Origin of the sequence: Streptomyces sp. NPDC001985 (assembly GCF_040296845.1) — a bacterium.
Lineage (GTDB): Bacteria > Actinomycetota > Actinomycetes > Streptomycetales > Streptomycetaceae > Streptomyces.
The window spans coordinates 16,245-34,312 of sequence record NZ_JBEOYB010000022.1 but is presented as its reverse complement, the minus strand read 5'-3'; the positions used below and the strand labels follow the sequence as shown (position 1 = coordinate 34,312).

Sequence of the window (18,068 nt, the reverse complement as noted above, 5' to 3'; positions counted from 1 at the left end):
CTCTCCGAGCGGAAGGTTTCCCCGATGCCGCGCGACGCCCATTTCCGGATACCCATACCCCCACGGGTCAATCCGGCACTGGACAGATCCCGTGATCTCTCCTGGGTCCGCACCCACTCCCTGGTCCGCACTCCGGAGGGCGAGCGCCGCTATCTCGCCTCCCGCGTGGCCGATCTGGCCGCCTACTTCTACCCCGATGCCACCGGCGACGATCTCGGTCTCGGCTTCGATGTGATGGCGTGGTTCTTTCTCTTCGATGACCAGTTCGACGTTCCGGCCGGGGTGTACCCCGGGGCGGCGGTCACGGCCACCGGGCAGCTCGCCGATGTACTCGCCCGGCCCCCCGGCGCCGCCGGACCCCCGTCCGCACCACCGCTCGTCACCGCCTTCGCCGACCTCTGGCACCGCATGGGCCGGGGCATGTCACCGGCCTGGCGCCGCCGCGCGGCGCACGCCTGGGCGGACTACCTCGCCGGCCACCCCACCGAGGTCACCGACCGGTTCCACGGCCCCACCCCCGAACCCGACGACCACATCCGGCTGCGCCGGAAGACCATCGGCGTCCGCCCGAGCCTCGATCTGGCCGAACGGATCGGGCACTTCGAGACTCCCGAGCGGGCCTGGCCCGCCACCCATCTGGAGGCCATGCGGCTGGCCGTCGTGGACCACGCCATCCTGGTGAACGAGGTCTTCTCCCTGGAGAGGGACACGGCCCGCGGCGACGCCAATCTGATCACCTCCCTCGTCCACCACCGCGGCTACTCCCTCCGCCAGTCCCTCGCCGAGACCGTCCGCCGCGCCGACCGCACGCTCGAACGCTTCCTCCAGCTGGAGAGCGGGCTGCCCAAGTTCTGCGACGCCCTGGACCTGACCGTCACCGAACGCGCCGACGTCCACCGGTACGGCGACGCCATGCGGTCCCTGATCCGCGGCGACCACGACTGGCACCGGGCCGCCGGCCGCTACACCACCGAAGGGCCGCCCCCGGACCTCAATCTGGAGGACCTGGTCACCCCCGCCCGCCCGCCCCGATGAGCCCCCGCCCCCGCCCCGGCCCGGCCGTCCGGCCCGGGCCGCCCCGCAGCACACAGGAGGCGACGACCACCGTGACCCCCTCGTACACCCTCGCGACCGCCCCGGGGGCGCTGCCCCTGCTCGGCCACACCCTCGCCCTGGCCCGCAGGCCGCTGGAGTTCACGGCCGGCCTCGGCGACCACGGCGATCTGGTGCGGATCGTCCTCGGCCCCCGCCCAACCTATGTGGCGTGCCACCCCGATCTGGTCCGGTCCCTCCTCGTCGGGGACCGCGCCTTCGACAAGGGCGGCCCCGTCTTCGACAAGCTCCGCGAGACCGCGGGCGACGGCCTGATCACCTGCCCCGCCACCGAGCACCGCCGACAGCGCCGGCTCACCCAGCCGGCCTTCCACCGGGACCGGATAGCCGGGTACGCCCCCCTGATGGCCGAGGAGATCGACCGGCTGACCGGCGGGTGGCGGCACGGGCGGACGCTCGATGTCACCGAGACCATGTACCGGCTCACCACGGCGGTCGCCGTCCGCTGCCTCTTCGGCGCCGGCACCGACACCGCCGGGCTCTCGGCGCTGCGCGAGAGCCTCGACGCCGTCACCCGCAGCATCAACCAGCGGGTCCTGCTGCCCCTCCCGGCCGTCGAACGGCTCCCCACCCCCAACAACCGCCGCTTCGCCCGCGCCCGGGCCCATCTGCGCGCCCTCACCGACGACCTGATCGCCGACCACCGCTCCACCCCGGGCGGCGGACCACCGGACCTGATGTCCACCCTGCTGGCCGCCCGCGACGAGGACGGCACCGGGGTCACCGACCAGGAGATCCACGACCAGACCGTCACCTTCCTCCTCGCCAGCGTCGAGACCACCGCCGGAGTGCTCTCCTGGGTCTTCCACCTCCTCGGCACCCGTCCCGGCCTCCGCGACCGGCTGCGCGCCGAGGCCGAATCCGTGCTCGGCGGGCGCCCGGCCGGCCACGACGACCTCCCCGCGCTGGAGCTGACCGGCAGGGTCCTCACCGAGACCCTGCGCCTCTACCCGCCGGCCTGGCTGCTCACCCGGACCGCCCCGGCCGCCACCCGGCTGGGCGGCCATCCGATCCCGGCCGGCGCCACCCTCATGTACAGCCCCTACCAACTGCACCGCCGCGCCGACCACTACCCCGACCCCGGCCGGTTCGACCCCGACCGCTGGCTCAGCTCCGCCCGGCCGGCCCCCGGCGCCTGGGTGCCCTTCGGCGGCGGCGCCCGCAAATGCATCGGCGACACCTTCGCCCTCACCGAGGCCACCCTCGCGCTGGCCACCATCGCCGCCCGCTGGCAGTTCCACCCCGTCCCCGGGAGCCGGCTCCGCCCCCTGCGGAGCGCCACCCTCATACCCCAGGGCCTCACCATGCGGCTGAGCGACCGCCGGAGGGCCGGGGGGTGACCGGCGAGCCGCGCCCGCGCCCCGGACGATCCGGGGCGCGGGCGCGCGCGGCGGTCAGCGCGGTCCGATCGCGCACTCCTCCTCCGTCAGCGGGCGCGCGTCCCCCGCGACCCTGCTGCACAGCACCCGGGGGCGGGAGGTCCCGTCCGCCGTGCGCCGCACCTCCCGCAGGGCGATGCCGTGGCCCTCGCGGTCCCCGTACAGCGCCGCACCCGTGAAGTCGATCGTGCCCGTCGCCATCCCTCCCAGCTTCACCGTCCGCAGATTCACCCAGGCCGAGGCCCGGTTCTGCGGCACCCCGCCGAGCGTGGCCGCCCAGTACAGGGCACGGGTCGCGTCATGGGACAGCGCCGTCTGTCCGCTGGCCATCGCGGGGGTGTCATGGGACAGCGGGCCCGTGCCGAGACCCGGAAGGTGCTTGACGGCGTCCTTGTAGAAGGTGGTCATCGGCGCCGCGGACTTCAGCTCCGCCAGTGCCGCGTGGTACAGCGTCACCCTCGGCGCGACCCCGTCGCCGCCCCGGGTGAAGTCGGCCTTCGACAGATCGTCGCCCGTGAGCAGCGAGATCGTCCGCTGTGCGCAGCCCGGCTCGGTGCCCAGCTGCGCCATCAGCGGCGAGACATCCTCCACCCGCCCGGCGAAGTAGATCACCGAGGGCACCGTCCCGCCCCGGCAGATCTCCTCCGCGTGCACCCGCAGTTCGGGCTTGGACGCCTTGAGGGTGTACTGCCGCTGCGGCAGCACGGTGAAGCCCTGCCTCGCCAGCATCCGCTGGCCGTACCGCGCCTGCTCCTCCGTGTACAGATCGTCCGTCTCCCGGGTGTCCCGGGCCAGCACCAGCGCGTGCTGCCGGCTCCCGGGCTCGCGCAACTGGCCCGCGATCAGACCGAGCTGGTCCACCTGCCACTCGTCGGGCGCGGCCAGGCTGAACCAGTTGGCGAAGGTCCGCGGGAGATAGGTCGCGGAGTTCGTCCCCGACACCACCGGCAGCCCCGCGTCCCGCAGGATCTCGGTCGTCCGCGCGCTGGAGCGCAGATCCCGGCCGGTGCCCACGACCCCCACCACCGTCGGATCGTCCGCCGCGTACCGGGCGACGGCCCGCGCCATGGCGGTCTGATGGAGCATGTCGACGCCGCCGTTGGCGATCAGCACCCGCAGTCGCACCGAGAAGGTGTCGTTGATCACCGCCTGCGCCAGATACACCCCCGCCAGCTCCTCGATGCCCTTGACCGCCGAGGACCCGCCGCCGCTGTCCGCGCTCAGCGGACCCGCGTACACCACCGTGACGTACCCCGCCTCCCGGTCGGCGAGGACCCTCTCGTTCTCGTCGTGGATGAGCCGCTCCAGCCGGCCCACGGTCCACACCGGCCGGTTCCGGCCGCCCGGCTTCCCGTCGCCGGGCAGCCAGTCGGCGAACCGCACCCCGCCCGTCGCGATCCCTATGCACTCGGTCGCGCCGTCCGGCGCCGACGCGCGCGAGGTGTCCGTGTTGGCACCGAGAACCGAGGTCTCGCAGTACCGCTCGTGCATCCCCTGCGCGCGTACCCCGAGGCCCGTCGCCACCAGCACGGCCACCAGGACCAGGGAGTGCAGCGACCACACCAGCCGGGCCGCGGTCGGACGGAAGACCGTCTTCACACAGTGCCGCTGCGCGTCCGTCGCCGGGGCCAGCCGTCCGGCCGGCAGGGCCACCTTCAGCACCCACGGCAGCTCCGACAGCTCACGGCTCGGGGACTGCCCGGTGCGCAGATTCCGGGCCCACTCCTGGTACCAGGTCCACGGGGTGCCGTCCGGCCCCTGGATCACGCTCTGCTGAAGCCGCACCACATCCCCGTGCCCCACCCCGGCGACGATGAGCAGCGGATCGAGCTCGCTGCGCCGGCTGCGGACATCGCTGACCGCCTTGATCAGCTCGATCCCGCCGTTCTCCGCGGTCACCTGCGGCAGGAACAGGGCGGGTGGCCGGGGCCGTTTGAAGCCGCGCAGATCCCAGCTCCAGCGCCGGTGGTTGTCGCGCAGATCCTCGAACAGCGCCAGGACGTAGAGCTGGAGCTGGAAGTCGTCACCCGACTTCAGGGCCTCCGCCACATCGTGGGCGCGCGCCGCGATGGCGTTCCAGGAGCGGGTGGGGCGCAGCAGCGAGAAGTCCGTCGGCCGGCCGCGTGTCGCCGCTCTCAGGAAGGTCGTGGTCATGAACCACCGGCTCTCCCGCCGCAGCCAGAGAAAGATCGGCGCCCGGCCGGGCAGCACAGCGTCGAGGACCAGCAACAGCAGCAGGAACCCGGCGCCGGACCCCAGCGCCACCGGCCAGTCACTGCGCGCCAGCAGCGCGGCGAGCACCGCCACCACACTCGCCGGGAGGATGTGCGCCATGTCCAGCATCCGCAGCCCCGAACTCCACCGGGAGGCGCCCACGGGCCGCCAGCGCTGCCGCGCCAACTGGTCGAGGAGCCGCCGGGCGGGGTCGGGCCCGGCCGGCTGCGCTCCCGGGGCGGAGGCGGGCTGCGGCCAGTCGGCGCCCAGTTCGCCGACGGCGTCCTCGATGGCGCGCACCAGCCGCAGCCGGGGGAAGGCGTACCGCCGGTAGATCGAGCGGCGGCCGTCCCACCGCCGGGGATCGCCCAGGTCGCGCACCAGGCCCGCCGCCCGGCGCACCTCGGTGGGCCCCTCCCGCCGGGCGGGGGCGACGGCGCTGCGGGTGCCGTGCGCGTCCTGCCCGGTGTACAGCTCCTCGACCAGTTCGGCCACCCGGCCGTCGTCGCCCGGCTCCTCGGCGTGCAGGACGACCACGGGCATGGGCGGTTCGCTGGTCCGGGAGTCCCGGATCAGGATTTCGAGTCTGCGCTGGATATCGGCTCCGGCGCCGGTGGACATGCCGGGGTGCCCACCCGGGCACTTCGGCGGTTCACGGTCGTCGTTCACCACGGACAACCCCCGTTCGTCATGGCCTGGGTACGACGCTAGCGGGCGCGGCCCCGATGGGTGCCATAACCGCCGGGCCCGGCCGCCCGGTGTCGCACCGCTCCGGACCCTCCGCGCGCGGACGCGCCCCCGGCCCGGCCGGGGGCGGCGGCCTCCTGCCCTCGAACAGGGGTGTGGCAGACTCGGGCGATGCTGATCGACGACGCGACGGACCGGGACTGGCCGGCCATCTGGCCGTTCTGGCGGACGATCGTCGCCGCCCGGGACACCTACACCTGGGACCCGGCGACACCCGAGCACGAGGCGCGCGCCCTGTGGATGGCCCCCGGCAACCGGGTCTTCGTCGCCAGGGACGGTGACCGGGTCACCGGCTCCGCGTACCTCCGCCCCAACTACGGCGGCCCCGCCGCCCGTACCGCCAACGCCGCTTTCATGGTCGACCCCGCCCACACGGGACGCGGCGTCGGCCGGGCCCTCGCCGCACACGTCCTGGAGCGGGCCGCCGCCGACGGCTTCACCGGCATGGTGTTCAACGCGGTCGTCGAGACCAACCCGGCCGTACGGCTGTGGACATCGCTGGGCTTCCGCGTCCTCGGCACCGTTCCCGGCGCGTACGACCACCCCGCGCACGGCCCCGTGGGACTGCACGTCATGTACCGCTCCCTGGAACCGGCGCCCGGCGGGGATGGAGCGGGAAAAGCGGGGAACCCGCAGTGAGAGAAGCAACCTCGCGCACTGCCGGATGACGGGAGAAAGGCAATGTCCAGCTCCACGGGTACACACGGCCGATCACAGGCACAGGGACTGGCGATCGCCAGCCTGGTCTGCGGAATCCTCGGCCTCTTCCTCTACAGCCTGATCCTCGGCCCCGTGGCCATCCTCATCGGCTACCTGGCGCTCCGTCACGCGACCGGCAACGGGCGGGCCCTGGCGAAGGCGGGCGTCTGGCTCGGCATCGCCGATCTGACGATCTTCGCGATCCTGCTGATGGCCGCCTCCTGACCCGGCGGTCAGGAGCGCGCTCCCGCGCCCCGTTCGAGCCGGCCGTCCTCGCCGTCCAGGGGCCGCAGCCGGTGCCGGAGCCGTGCGACCGGGCCGAGGCGCTCTCCGCCGAGGCCGCGAGGAAGCTCCCCGCCACCTGGCCGCGCGGGTGGACCGGCCGGGCTCCATCGGGCCCGGCCGGCCCCGCTGTCGGTGCGGTCAGCCCTTGTCGGGGCGCTCGGTCACCCGGAGCGCGTTGAGCAGGGGTTTGCCGTAGCCGCTGTGGGCGACGAAGCGCACATTGAGCGTTCCGTCGGTCACGGTCACCGTGTAGGCGCGCTGCACCGCCGCGTACGATCCCGCCTCCAGGGCGATGTCGAGTGACGGCAGCACCTCGGCGCCCTCGGCGAGGACATCGAAGACCCGCTTGTTGGGCCGGTTGGACGAGACCTCGGCGAAGCCCAGCTCCACCGTGTAGACGCCGTTCGGCACCTGGTCGAAACGGTACTCGTACATGCCCTCACGGGCGCTGCGGAAGAGCGCCGGGTCGGCGGTGCCGCTGATGGCGCGGCTGGTGGACCTCACCGTCGAGCTGCCCTGATAGCCGTACGAACCGGCGCTGTACTTGCGGTCCGGGGCCCAGGTGTCGCCGAGGGTGTCCTCGCCGGCCGCGCTCGCGCCGGTGTCCAGCGCGGCCTGGTAGCGCGGTACGACGACCTTGACGGGCACCGTCAGCACCGGCGCGCGTCCGCTCCGGGACTCGATCCGCACCTCCGCGGTGAGGACAGTGCCCGGGGCGAGCCCGGCCGTGTCCACAGAGAGTGTCAGCGGCTGCTTCCGCCCGGTCGCCAGCTCGCCGCCCGCCGGGGCCACGGTCAGCCAGGAGGCGTCCTCGCCGGCGGTCCAGGGCGTGTCCGCGCCCGTGTTGGAGAGTTCGACGGTACGGGTGCGCCGCTGGTCCTGCGGGGCGACGACGTCCAGCGCCGTCCGGTCCGCGGCGACCCTGCCGGTTCTCAGCGACCGGGTGAGCGTGGCGACGCTGTCGGCCGCCACCGTGATGGTGCCCTCGTCCGTCCGGTAGGCGGGGGCGGTCAGGGTCACGGGGTGGTCGCCCGAGGGGACCTGCACGGCGTAGTCGCCGCCGGCGCCGCTGGTCGCGGTCGCCGCCGAGGCGCCCGAGCCCACGGTGACGGTCGCGCCCACGACCCCCTTGCCGTCGTTGGCGTCCAGCACCTGCCCGCGCACCACACCACTCCTGGTGGTGCGGAAGGAGACCGACAGGCCGTCGCCGAGCACCGCGGTGTTGTACGAGTAGAGGAAGGCGTCGGTCCCGGTGGCGTTCTCCACCCCGATGGTGGCGCTGGAGCCGCCCTTGAGGCCGCTGCCCGTGGTCCCCTTGTAGTGGTAGGAGACCCGGCCGTCCTCACCGATGAGCGCGGCGAAGGTGAACTTGTCCGTCTGCGCGGACCAGTGGGCGATGTTCCGCCACTCCACGACGTACGACCGGTGCGGGGCGGTGCCCACGACCGAGGTGAAGACTCCCGAGCCCTCCCCGGTGAGGATCAGATCGTCCCAGAAGGGGTAGAGGGCCGCGTTCGGCGTGGCCGTGCTGGGGATCTGGCCGTTGGAGTCGCCGCCCTGCGGGCCGCCGAAGCTCACCACGCCGTTGGTGGTGACATGGGCCGCGGTATAGCTCCGGCCGTACAGCGGCACGGCGAACGGCAGTTCCACCCGCTCGTTGGTGTCGTCACCGGTCAGGGCGAGCTTCCGGTCGCCGGGGGTGTAGCCCCGGCTGCCCGCCGCGCAGGCGTAGCCGAAGGTGTCGGTACGCTCCGGAAGGTTCACCGCGGCCGTGGTGTCGGCGGCGACGGTGACCCGGGTGGAACCCGCGGTGACACAGCGGGAGGTGTGGGTGGCGCGGATCTCGTACTCGCCGTGCGGGAGGGTCACCTCGAACCGGCCCTCCGCGTCCGCCGTCGCCGTGACCGGGGTCCCGGTGACGCTCACGGACGCTCCGGACGCCGGTCCGGACGCCGCGCTCACCGTGCCGGTGACCTTGGCCGATGGGACCTGCGTCAGGGTGATGTCCCGGGTGGTGGTGGCACCCTCGGCGACTGTGGCGCCCGCCGTGCCCCTGCCGTACCCGAACTTGGTGACGGCGAGGGAGTAGTCGCCGGTGGACAGGGCGGAGAAGCGGTAGCCGCCGTCGGAGCCGGTGACGGCGGTACGGGTGATCGGTCCCTCGGCCGTGACCTGGGCCCCGGCGACCGGGGTGCCCTCGGCGGTGACGGTGCCCGCGAGCGCGCCGACGGGACCGCGCGGGGCGGCCTGGACGGCGGCCAGGGTGTCGAGCCTGCCCTCGCCGAAGACGTTGTTGTCGGCCGCGGTCCCACCGCAGCCGGTGCTGTCCACATCCACGGCGGTCTGGTCGAGCAGTGCCTCGGTCTGGGCCACGTCGCCCCGGAGCGCGGGGGCGGCGGACCAGATCAGCGCGGCGGTGGCGGCGGTGTGCGGGGAGGCCATCGAGGTGCCGGAGAAGGACCCGTACCCGCTGTTGCGGACGGAGGAGCGCACATTGACACCGGGGGAGGCGACATTGGGCTTGATACCGCCCTCGTCACCGGCGCCGCGCGAGGAGAAGCTGGCGATGGCGTTGTTGATGTCGAAGGCGCCGGAGCTGTAGGAGGCGACATAGTCGCCGGGTGAGCCGCTGGAGGCACAGCTCGGCCCGTTGTTGCCGTTGGAGAACGCGGGGAAGATCCCGGCGGCGCGCCAGGAGTTGACGATCGCCTTGTACCAGGGGTTGTGCGCCGAGCTGCCCCAGGAGTTGTTGACGATGTCGGGGGCGAGGTCCGGGCGCGGGTTGGCGCCGTTGGCGTCGGTGGGGGCGACCACCCACTGGCCGGAGGCGATCAGCGAGGTCTGCGAGCAGGAGCTGGACTCACAGCCCTTCGCCGCGACCCAGGTCGCGGCCGGGGCCACGCCGATCCTGTTGTCCGCTCCGTCGTCGCCGACCATGGTGCCCATGGTGTGGGTGCCGTGGTCGTTGTTGTCGCAGGGGGCGGCGGTGGGGCAGATGCCGGCGGGGTCGAACCAGTTGTAGCCGTGGCTGTAGCTGCCGTCGGCGGCGCGGCCCCGGTACTGGCCGTCGATGGCGGGGTGCTGGTAGTCCACCCCGCTGTCGATGTTGGCCACGACGACACCCTCGCCCCGCACACCCAGCTGGTCCCAGACCTGGGGTGCCTTGACGCGGTCGATGTTCCACTCCACCGCGTTGACGGCCGGTTCCCGGTCGCCCCGGGCGGGCTTGGGGAGGGAGAGGGTGTCCTCGGCGTCGATCCGCGCGACCTCGGGGCGCTGGGCGATGCTGTCGGCGAGCTTCGCGCTGCCCACGACGCGGACCGCGTTGACGATCCAGTACGAGGTGAAGTCGGCCCGCGCGCTCTCCAGGGCCTTGAGCAGATCGGCCTGGGTGCGCCGGGCGTGGTCGCGCTGGGCCTGGTGGACGGCCTTGCCCTTGGCGGCCTTGGTGGTGGCCCTGAGGGCGGGGGAGAGGTCCGCGGAGCTGTCCAGATAGACCCAGAAGGTGGCTTTGCCGTCGCTGAGTTCGGCTCTCAGCTCGGGTTCGATCTTCTTCTCGGCGGCGGCGGCGGCGGCGGTGGGCCGGTCGGCCGGTTCGGGGGCGGGGGCGGCGAGTGCGGTGGTGCCTCCGAGCGGGACGAGTAAGAGCGCGGTCAGGGCCGCGCAGACGGTGCGCAGGGGTCTGATACGGGTGGTCGGTCCGGTCCGTCGTGCCACGTGTTCTCCTCTTGCGCGGGTGGCGGGCGGGGCCCGCCGGGGGAGTGCGGACACATGCGTGGTTCGGTGATCTTTTGCCATGAACGGGTCAAGCTGCTCGCCATGGTGGGTCAGCCCCTCCGGGGTAACAAGAGGGCACCCTCCACTCCCGGCCGCCCGCGGCGCCCGGGGGCTTGGCTCAGGGCGCCCTCGGCGCCGGACGGCGGTGCGGGCGCTTGTGGTGCGGGGTCTGTCCTCCATCGCCGGACGGGCTGACATGCCCGGCCTCCCGGGAGAGCCGGGGCGCACGCTCGTTGAGCCGCGCCGTCCTTCAGCCCCTCCGGCGAGCTGAGGCACGAAACCCTTCAGCCCCTCCGGCGAGCTGAGGCACGAAACCCTTCAGCCCCTCCGGCGAGCCGAGGCACAAGAACCAGCCCCTCCGGCGTTTGAGGAGCGGGGGTTCGGGGGCTGGCCCCCGACCCGGGCCCGCACTGTGCGGGGTCCTGTGGCGCGGGGGCCGTCCTCAATCCCCCCAGAGCTGCCTCTGGGAGGGGCCCCCAGACGGGCCGGGGGTGCCGGGCGGGCCGGGTCCGCGCGGGGAGTCCGGATCAGACGAGGGTGAGCCCCGCGGCCGCGATCAGCGCGATCTGCACCGCCGTGCGCGGCCCCAACGGATCACCCTGAGCCACCCTCCGCCGAGCGGCCGAGACATTGGCCGGATACATGGCGATCATGAGCAGAATGAGCCCCCAGGCCGCCCACCCCGCCGTCACCGGGATCAGCAGCCCCACCGCCCCCGCGATCTCCAGCGCACCAGTGAGAGTCACCAGCAGTTCCGGGCGGGGAAGTGCGGGCGGCACCATGGCGACGATATCGGGCCGCAGTTTGGGGTGGAAGTGCGAGAACCCAGTGAACAGGAACATCAGCGCGACCCCCACCCGCAGCGCGGGCTGCCATGCGTCCAGCGCCTCCACCCCCACGAGCCCGGCGAGCCGCGCCGCCAGAAACCCGACGATGAGCGCGATCAAGGGTTCCATCGAGACCTCCGGTCCTGTGCCGGCGGGCCCGGACCCGGGTCCCGCCCCTGCCCCTGCCGGAGCACGGGCGCTGCCCCACTGCACCACCCCCGCCGGGCCCCGCCACCCCTCTGCGCGGCCCGCCTCGCCCGCCCGGCCGACCGTCCCCACCCGGTCGGCCGAACCGGAATCGGTCCTCCGCCCGCGTCCTCACCGGCGTCGAAGCGTGGCTGGAGCAGGTCAGTGCCCCGCACACGCCCCTCGCTGACGCCAGGAGCGGGGTCGGACGGCGGATCGTGGTCCCGGACCGCCGCCGCGGCGGCACCCGCCACCGCCGTCCGCGTCCACTCCCCGGCCGTCGGAATCCCCCGGCCCACGCCCGGAACACCTCCCGCCGGCAACCCGTGCGAAACAGCCCGGGCCGGCTGTCCCGCCATTCCCCGGAGTCGTCCGGACATAATCCGGCGGCGTTTCTCCCTGTTCGACTCCGGTGCCCCGGCGCTCCTAGGATGAGGAAAGCGACCGGGTGCCGGAGGAATATCGGATCGCTCCCCTTCGCCGACTGCCGCCGACGGCGGAAATCTGCTTCCCGACGCAAGCGTCCACGGTGAGGAGAAATCATGGTTGTGGTGATGGTTCCGGAGGCCACTCAGGAGGAAATAGACACGGTCGTACAGCTCGTCAGGGCGGCCGGCGGCGACGCGTTCGTGAGCCGGGGCGTGTCACGGACGATCGTCGGCCTGGTGGGGGATGTCGACGACTTCGAGGCGCTGAACCTCGGCAGCCGGAGCGGAGTGCTCCAGGTGATGCGGGTCTCCGTCCCGTACAAGCTGGTGAGCCGGGAGCACCACCCGGCCCGTTCGGTGATCCGGGTGGGCGGTGTGCCCATCGGGCCGGACACCCTGAGCGTGATCGCCGGGCCCTGCGCGGTCGAGACGTACGAGCAGACCCTCGAAGCGGTGCTGATGGCGAAGCGGGCCGGGGCCTCGATGCTCCGGGGCGGGGCGTTCAAGCCGCGCACCTCCCCGTACTCGTACCAGGGGCTCGGCGAGAAGGGGCTGCGGATTCTCGCCGAGGTGCGGGAGGAGACCGGGCTGCCGGTCGTCACCGAGGTCATCGACCCCGGCAGTGTCGACATGGTCGCCTCCTACGCCGACATGCTCCAGGTCGGCGCACGGAACATGCAGAACTTCGCCCTGCTCCAGGCCGTCGGCCGGGCGGGCAGGCCGGTGCTGCTCAAAAGGGGTTTCAGCGCCACGATAGAGGAGTGGCTGAGCGCGGCCGAGTACATCGCACAGCGCGGAAACCTCGACATCGTGCTCTGTGAGCGCGGTATCCGGACGTTCGAGACGTCGACGCGCAACACTCTCGACATCAGTGCCGTACCCGTGGTGCAGCGGCTGTCGCACCTGCCGGTGATCGTGGACCCCTCGCACTCGGGCGGACGCCGGGATCTGGTCCTCCCGCTGACCCGGGCGGCGATCGCGGCAGGCGCGGACGGGGTCATCATCGATGTCCACCCCGAGCCGAAGTCCGCCCGCTGCGACGGCGACCAGGCGCTCGTCGCCTCCGATCTCCGGGAGGTCGCCGACGCCGTGAGCATCCTGTCGCCGCTCATGGGGCGCACCCTCACCATGCCCGTACGAACATCCGTGCCCACCGCGCGCGTGGGGGCCGGGGCGGGCTGAGGCCCGGTTTCGGCGCCGCGTGTGGTGCCGCTGGTGCGGGGAGTGTCCCATGGGTTCGATGGGGACACCCCCCTAGGGGTTAGGGGGTGATAAGGGTCGACAGATGGGACTTAAGCAGGGGTTACAACCCTCAAAGGACGAATGTTAATTTCTTTCTCATCTGGCGGAAGTCCGGTCAACCGAACGGATGTTCCGCTCGAAAACGTCCAGGGGGGTTCGAGGGAATTGGCAATGAGCTGGTTTCTGTTATTCGATCCACAGTTCCACAGATGTGACGGGGGCAGCCGCAAAGACGCGGGGACAGGCTCTGGTCGCATGGTCTCCGCCCACCTTCCCATGAGTTCTTGAGGTGGTGGGATGGCGACCAAGGAAATGAACGTTGATCAGCAGCCCGTAGTGGAAATCGAACTGGATTTCCTGAACTCGGCCGGCTCGCCCCGGCTCTCCGGCGAGAATCCCGAGCATGTTCACCTTCTGGCGGCAACCCAGTCCCCGCTGCCTCCCATTGTGGTGCACCGCGCGACCATGAAGGTCATCGACGGATTTCACCGGCTGAAGGCCGCCAGGCTGCGGGGCGCGCACACGATAGCGGTCCGCTTCTTCGACGGCGACGAGGCGGAGGCCTTCGTCCTCGCGGTTCGGCTGAATGTCACCCATGGGCTGCCACTGGCCCTGGCCGACCGCAAGTCCGCCGCCGAACGCATCATCGCGTCCCACCCGCAGTGGTCCGACCGGAGGGTGGCCTCGGTCACCGGGATCTCCCCGGGCACCGTGGGCGACATCCGCAAGCGCACCGCGCTCCGGCTGGAGCCCGAGGCGCGCCGCATCGGCCAGGACGGCAGGGTCCGCCCGCTCGACGGGAGCGCGGGCCGGATGCTCGCCGGTGAGCTGCTGGCCGCCAACCCCGGCCTGTCGCTGCGTCAGGTCGCCAGGGCCGCGGGCATCTCGCCCGAGACCGCGCGCGATGTCCGCAACCGTCTGCGCAACGGCGACGAACTGGTGCCCCACCAGCGCCGGCGGCGCACAGCCACCGTGGTGAAGGCGGCGGACGAGGAGGTCGCCGTGGACGACTCCCTGCGCAGGCGCGGGGAGCTGACGGCCCCCGCCGGGCCCCAGCGCACCATCCGGCCCCGCGCGGACGCCGTCCCCGACCGTGCCGTGCTCGTCGGACGGCTCAAGGCGGACCCGGCGCTCCGGTTCACCGAGACGGGGCGGAATCTGCTGCGGCTGCTGGCCCTGCACGCCCTGCGCAAGGAGGAGTGGGACGCGATCATCAACAATGTCCCACCGCACTGCAGTGACATCGTCGCCGATCTCGCCCGGCAGTTCGCCGACCTCTGGTCGGAGGTCGCCGTACGGATCAAGGACGATGTCGCACAGATTGGCTGAGCCGTTGTCCTGGGTGTCCGAGCGTGGAAAACGAACGGTTGGACACCTCGTGGGACGGCCCTGACACCCCCCACTCGCACGAAGGGTCCGTCCACTGCCCCCGGGCAGCGGACGGACCCTTCGCCGTGCGGACCTTTCGCCGTACGGGCCCTTCGCCGTACGGGCCCTCAGCCGCCCGGAAACGGCTCCCGGGCGCCGGGGCCCCGGACCGTGCGGAGCCGGGCCGCCGCCGCGACCCCGTCGCAGCCCGAGAGGCCGAGCGCGTCACGGAGTTCACCGGCGAGCAGCTCCAGCACCCGCGCGGCCCCCGCCTCCCCGGCCGTGGCCAGCCCCCACAGCAGCGGACGGCCGACGAGGACGCCGCCGGCGCCGAGCGCCAGAGCCCGGAGGATGTCGGTCCCGCTGCGGACCCCGCTGTCGAAGAGCACCTCGCACCCGCCGCCGACCGCGCGGACCACGTCCGGGAGGGCGTCGATGCTGGGGACCGCTCCGTCGAGCTGGCGCCCGCCGTGGTTGGAGACCACGACCGCGTCCACGCCCGACTCGGCGGCGCGCAGCGCGTCCTGGGGCGCCAGCACTCCCTTGAGGACCAGTGGCAGAGCGGTACGCTCCCGCAGCGCCGCGACCGAGGACCAGTTCAGCGCCGGGGAGAACATCCGGCCGGTGTGGACGGCCACGGCGGAGGCGTCCGCCGGACGCTCATGGGCGGCGGTCCCCGCCTCGACATTGGCCGCCCGCACATGGCCGGGGAGCGCGAAACGGCTGCGCACGTCCCGCAGCCGCCGGCCCAGCCACGGCACGTCGACGGTGAGCACGATCGCCGAGACCCCGGCGTCCTCCGCCCGGCGGACCAGGTTCAGGGTCGCGGCCGTGTCCCGCAGCCAGTAGAGCTGGAACCAGACCGTGCCGCCGACCTCGGTGATCTCCTCGATCGCGACACTGCTCAGCGTGCTCGCGGTGAACGGCACCCCTGCCGTCTTCGCGGCCCGCGCGGTGGCGAGTTCGCCCTCCGGATGCGCCAGCCGCTGGTACGCCACCGGGGCGACGGCCAGCGGCAGCGCCGCCGGCCGGCCGAGCAGCCGGGCCTCGGTGGAGACACGGGAGACGTCCCGCAGCACGCGGGGGGTCACCAGGACCCGGTCCAGCGCGGCCCGGTTGGCGTCGAGGGTGGTCTCCGTACCGCTGCCGCCGGCGATGAAGTCCCAGATGTCAGCGGGCAGGGCGGCTGCCGCGGTGCGCTCGAAGTCGCCCAGACACAGCTCCGTGCCCGGCCCGGCGGAGGAGGCCGCCGGGCCGGGGGCGGCGTCAGTGCCGGAGCCCACGCTGCCCCGTCCTCTCCAGCTCCACTGCCTCGTACAGCGCCTTGATGTTGGAGCTGCCGAAGGTCTCCGCGCCCTGCCGCTCGATGACCTCGAAGAACAGGGTGTGCCGGGGGTGGGTCGACGCGGTGAAGATCTGGAACAGCAGCCCGCCGTGGTCCTCGTCCGCGAGCACGTTCGTCGCCCGCAGATCCGCCAGCCGCTCGCCCAGGGCGATGCGCTCGCCGAGCAGGTCGTAGTAGGCGGAGGGGGTGGTGAGGAAGCCGACGCCGCGCCTCCCCAGGGCGCGCACCGAGCGCACCGCGTCCGGTGAGGAGAAGGCCAGATGCTGGACGCCGGAGCCCTGGTGGCCCTTGAGGAACTCGTCGATCTGGCCCGGGTCCGCCGTCGGGTCCGGCTGGATCAGCGTCAGGGTCACGCTCCCGGAGGGGCTCTGGACCACCTTGGACTCCATCGCCTGTCTGCCGACGACGATGTGCTCCTCGAAGATGTGCAGAAAGCCCAGGGCCTCGCGGTAGTACGCGACGGTGGCGTCGAGATCGCCGACGTTCAGACAGACGGCGACATGGTCGAGGTCGATCAGGCCGACATCGTCCGCGCGGTGGCCCTCCGCCCGCAGCGCCGGGACGAATCCGGCGGGCAGCCCCTGCTTCTCGCCGGCCTCCCGCTGCACCAGGGTGTGGACGACATCACCGAAGCCCTCCAGGGCCGCCGTCACCCGGGGGCCGTCACCGGCGTGCCGGGTGGGCCGCCGGCTGACCCGGGCGCCGCCCGCGACCGCGGCGGCGAACGCCGCCTCCACATCGGTGGTCCGCAGCGCGATGTCCGCGACCCCGTCGCCGTGGGCGGCGACATAGGCCGACGCCGGGTGCTGGTCGGACGTGGCCTGGGTGAGCACCAGGGTGATCTGCCCGTGCCGCAGGGCGATGCTCCGGTGCTCGGCCGAGCCCGCGGTGCCGACCACCGTGAAGGCATAGCGGTCGACCCATTCGAATGCCGCGTCCTCCAGCTGTTCGACATATATCTCGACGTAGTCGATCGAGAGATCTCCGAGCGGATCGGTGGCTTTTGATGAATCACTCATGTGTGCCCCCAACCGGGAAAGAACCGAGTTTCTGGAACTGTAGAGCCCGGGTCTCGCGTCTGGCCAATGGACAGTTCCCGATTGTCCGCACTGTTGGACAGCCGGATGGACGCACGGGGCCGGGCGGATAAATTTCCTCCGTTGAGCTTCCTTAATGGGCGATGTTTTTGATCGGGGTGAGTCTGGTGATCCGCGCCATTGCCGTCATCGGTACGGGTTTGATCGGTACATCCGTCGCTCTCGCGGCGCGCCGCCGCGGTGTGACCGTTTTCCTCTCCGACCGGGACCCGGTGGCCGCCCGGACGGCGGCGGCTCTGGGCGCCGGGCGGACCCGCCCGCCCGCGGTGCCGGTGGATCTGGCGGTGCTCGCCGTTCCGCCCAGCACGGTGGGCGCCGTGCTCGCCGAGCAGCAGACGCGCGGACTGGCCCACTGCTACACGGATGTGGCGAGTGTGAAGTCCCTGCCCGAGCGGGTCGCGCTGCGTCTGGCACCCGATCCGGCGTCCTATGTCGGCGGGCATCCGCTGGCCGGGCGGGAGCGGTCCGGACCGCTGGCCGCCCGGGCGGATCTCTTCGAGGGCCGGCCGTGGGCGCTCACCCCGTCCCCGCTGACCTCGGACACGGCGCTGCGCCGGGCGCGGGAGCTGGCGGTGCTCTGCGGGGCGGTCCCGGTGGTCACCCAGAGCGCGTCCCATGATGAGGCCGTGGCTCTGACCTCGCACGTTCCCCATCTGGTCGCGAGTCTGATGGCGGCCCGGCTGTCCGGGGGCCCGGCCGGGGCGACCCGGTTCGCGGGCCAGGGGCTGCGGGACGTGACCCGGATCGCGGCCGGGGACCCGGGGCTGTGGGGCGACATCCTCCAGTCCAACGCGGCGGCCGTCGCGGGGGTGGTGCGGGAGCTGCACGAGGATCTCTCCCGCCTGGTCACGGCGCTGGACGGGCTCACCGGGGGCGACGGCGGAGCGCGGGCCCACGGCAGACGGGCCCTGGTGGATCTGCTCGACCGGGGGCTCTCGGGACTCACCGAGATCCGGGGCGGGCGCGGCGGAACCCCGCAGGGCGGCGCGCGCGTCCTGGTGGCCGTGACGGACCGTCCCGGGGAGCTGCCCCGGCTGCTGGCCGCCGCCGGCGGCGCGGGCGCCGACGCCGAGGGGGCGACCGTCGAGGACGCCGGGGGGAGCGGACTCACCGTGCGCTTCCCCGTGGCGCCCCATGTCCTGGACCGGCTGGTCGCCCATCTCGTGGCCGAGGGCTGGAACGCGCGGGGGGTGGATGCCGCGTATACCGACCAGTACGAAAAAGGGATGATACGACCGACTGTCCGGACCTGAGTCCAGGACTGGCTGAATCTCTATTCCCGCGCTGCCGCATTTCGCCTAATCTCACCCGCAAGGAATTCGCGCGATGTCCCAAAATCATCCATGCGTTTCGCAACGAGT

The 18,068-nt window shown here is 72.7% G+C and carries 12 protein-coding genes; 7 read left to right on the top strand and 5 right to left on the bottom strand.

Annotated features, from left to right (window positions below; genetic code table 11):
• The first annotated feature begins 24 nt into the window (after positions 1 to 24).
• Positions 25 to 1,035 carry a terpene synthase family protein gene (locus ABT122_RS12510; protein WP_351549491.1) on the top strand — a complete coding sequence of 337 codons (1,011 nt, stop codon included), beginning with the start codon at positions 25 to 27 and terminating at the stop codon, positions 1,033 to 1,035.
• A 71-nt stretch (positions 1,036 to 1,106) separates the two neighbouring features.
• The gene (locus tag ABT122_RS12505; protein WP_351549488.1) at positions 1,107 to 2,453 is read left to right on the top strand and encodes a cytochrome P450; all 1,347 of its coding nucleotides are present in this window, start codon (positions 1,107 to 1,109) and stop codon (positions 2,451 to 2,453) included.
• Between the two features lie 54 nt (positions 2,454 to 2,507).
• On the opposite strand, the gene ABT122_RS12500 is transcribed toward ABT122_RS12505, so the two are convergent.
• Positions 2,508 to 5,327: an ABC transporter substrate-binding protein gene (locus tag ABT122_RS12500; protein WP_351549485.1), complete on the bottom strand. Its 2,820-nt coding sequence runs from the start codon at positions 5,325 to 5,327 to the stop codon at positions 2,508 to 2,510.
• 237 nt (positions 5,328 to 5,564) lie between these two features.
• Here ABT122_RS12500 and ABT122_RS12495 point away from each other — a divergent pair, with 237 nt between their 5' ends.
• Together ABT122_RS12495 and ABT122_RS12490 are read left to right on the top strand one after the other, a co-directional pair.
• On the top strand, positions 5,565 to 6,092 hold the full coding sequence (locus ABT122_RS12495; protein ID WP_351549482.1) for a GNAT family N-acetyltransferase: 528 nt from the start codon (positions 5,565 to 5,567) through the stop codon (positions 6,090 to 6,092).
• Between the two features lie 42 nt (positions 6,093 to 6,134).
• Complete coding sequence (locus tag ABT122_RS12490) at positions 6,135 to 6,377, top strand: DUF4190 domain-containing protein (protein WP_351549479.1); 243 nt, start codon at positions 6,135 to 6,137, stop codon at positions 6,375 to 6,377.
• Positions 6,378 to 6,575: 198 nt separating this feature from the next.
• Here ABT122_RS12490 and ABT122_RS12485 read toward each other — a convergent pair whose 3' ends face one another.
• Positions 6,576 to 10,154 (bottom strand): S8 family serine peptidase, encoded by a 3,579-nt coding sequence (locus tag ABT122_RS12485; protein ID WP_351549476.1) that lies wholly within the window; start codon positions 10,152 to 10,154, stop codon positions 6,576 to 6,578.
• 587 nt (positions 10,155 to 10,741) lie between these two features.
• Complete coding sequence (locus ABT122_RS12480) at positions 10,742 to 11,170, bottom strand: DoxX family protein (RefSeq protein WP_351549473.1); 429 nt, start codon at positions 11,168 to 11,170, stop codon at positions 10,742 to 10,744.
• A 599-nt stretch (positions 11,171 to 11,769) separates the two neighbouring features.
• Between ABT122_RS12480 and aroF the strand changes: the two genes are divergently transcribed.
• Complete coding sequence (gene aroF / locus ABT122_RS12475; RefSeq protein WP_351549470.1) at positions 11,770 to 12,837, top strand: 3-deoxy-7-phosphoheptulonate synthase; 1,068 nt, start codon at positions 11,770 to 11,772, stop codon at positions 12,835 to 12,837.
• 357 nt (positions 12,838 to 13,194) lie between these two features.
• Positions 13,195 to 14,226, top strand: coding sequence for a ParB/RepB/Spo0J family partition protein (locus tag ABT122_RS12470; protein ID WP_351549467.1), 1,032 nt, complete (start codon positions 13,195 to 13,197; stop codon positions 14,224 to 14,226).
• 167 nt (positions 14,227 to 14,393) lie between these two features.
• Here ABT122_RS12470 and ABT122_RS12465 read toward each other — a convergent pair whose 3' ends face one another.
• The gene (locus ABT122_RS12465; protein ID WP_451067054.1) at positions 14,394 to 15,548 is read right to left on the bottom strand and encodes an alpha-hydroxy acid oxidase; all 1,155 of its coding nucleotides are present in this window, start codon (positions 15,546 to 15,548) and stop codon (positions 14,394 to 14,396) included.
• Complete coding sequence (gene hppD, locus ABT122_RS12460; RefSeq protein ID WP_351549465.1) at positions 15,532 to 16,629, bottom strand: 4-hydroxyphenylpyruvate dioxygenase; 1,098 nt, start codon at positions 16,627 to 16,629, stop codon at positions 15,532 to 15,534. The genes ABT122_RS12465 and hppD overlap by 17 nt, the downstream gene beginning before the upstream one ends.
• A 188-nt stretch (positions 16,630 to 16,817) precedes the next feature.
• Here hppD and ABT122_RS12455 point away from each other — a divergent pair, with 188 nt between their 5' ends.
• The gene (locus tag ABT122_RS12455) at positions 16,818 to 17,960 is read left to right on the top strand and encodes a prephenate dehydrogenase (RefSeq protein WP_451067146.1); all 1,143 of its coding nucleotides are present in this window, start codon (positions 16,818 to 16,820) and stop codon (positions 17,958 to 17,960) included.
• The last annotated feature ends 108 nt before the right edge of the window (positions 17,961 to 18,068 follow it).

Coding starts and splice junctions, on each gene's coding strand:
- hppD (WP_351549465.1), bottom strand. CDS start 16,629: ATGAGTGATTCATCAAAAGCCACCGATCCGCTCGGAGATCTCTCGATC.
- ABT122_RS12490 (WP_351549479.1), top strand. CDS start 6,135: ATGTCCAGCTCCACGGGTACACACGGCCGATCACAGGCACAGGGACTG.
- aroF (WP_351549470.1), top strand. CDS start 11,770: ATGGTTGTGGTGATGGTTCCGGAGGCCACTCAGGAGGAAATAGACACG.
- ABT122_RS12480 (WP_351549473.1), bottom strand. CDS start 11,170: ATGGAACCCTTGATCGCGCTCATCGTCGGGTTTCTGGCGGCGCGGCTC.
- ABT122_RS12510 (WP_351549491.1), top strand. CDS start 25: ATGCCGCGCGACGCCCATTTCCGGATACCCATACCCCCACGGGTCAAT.
- ABT122_RS12500 (WP_351549485.1), bottom strand. CDS start 5,327: ATGTCCACCGGCGCCGGAGCCGATATCCAGCGCAGACTCGAAATCCTG.
- ABT122_RS12495 (WP_351549482.1), top strand. CDS start 5,565: ATGCTGATCGACGACGCGACGGACCGGGACTGGCCGGCCATCTGGCCG.
- ABT122_RS12470 (WP_351549467.1), top strand. CDS start 13,195: ATGGCGACCAAGGAAATGAACGTTGATCAGCAGCCCGTAGTGGAAATC.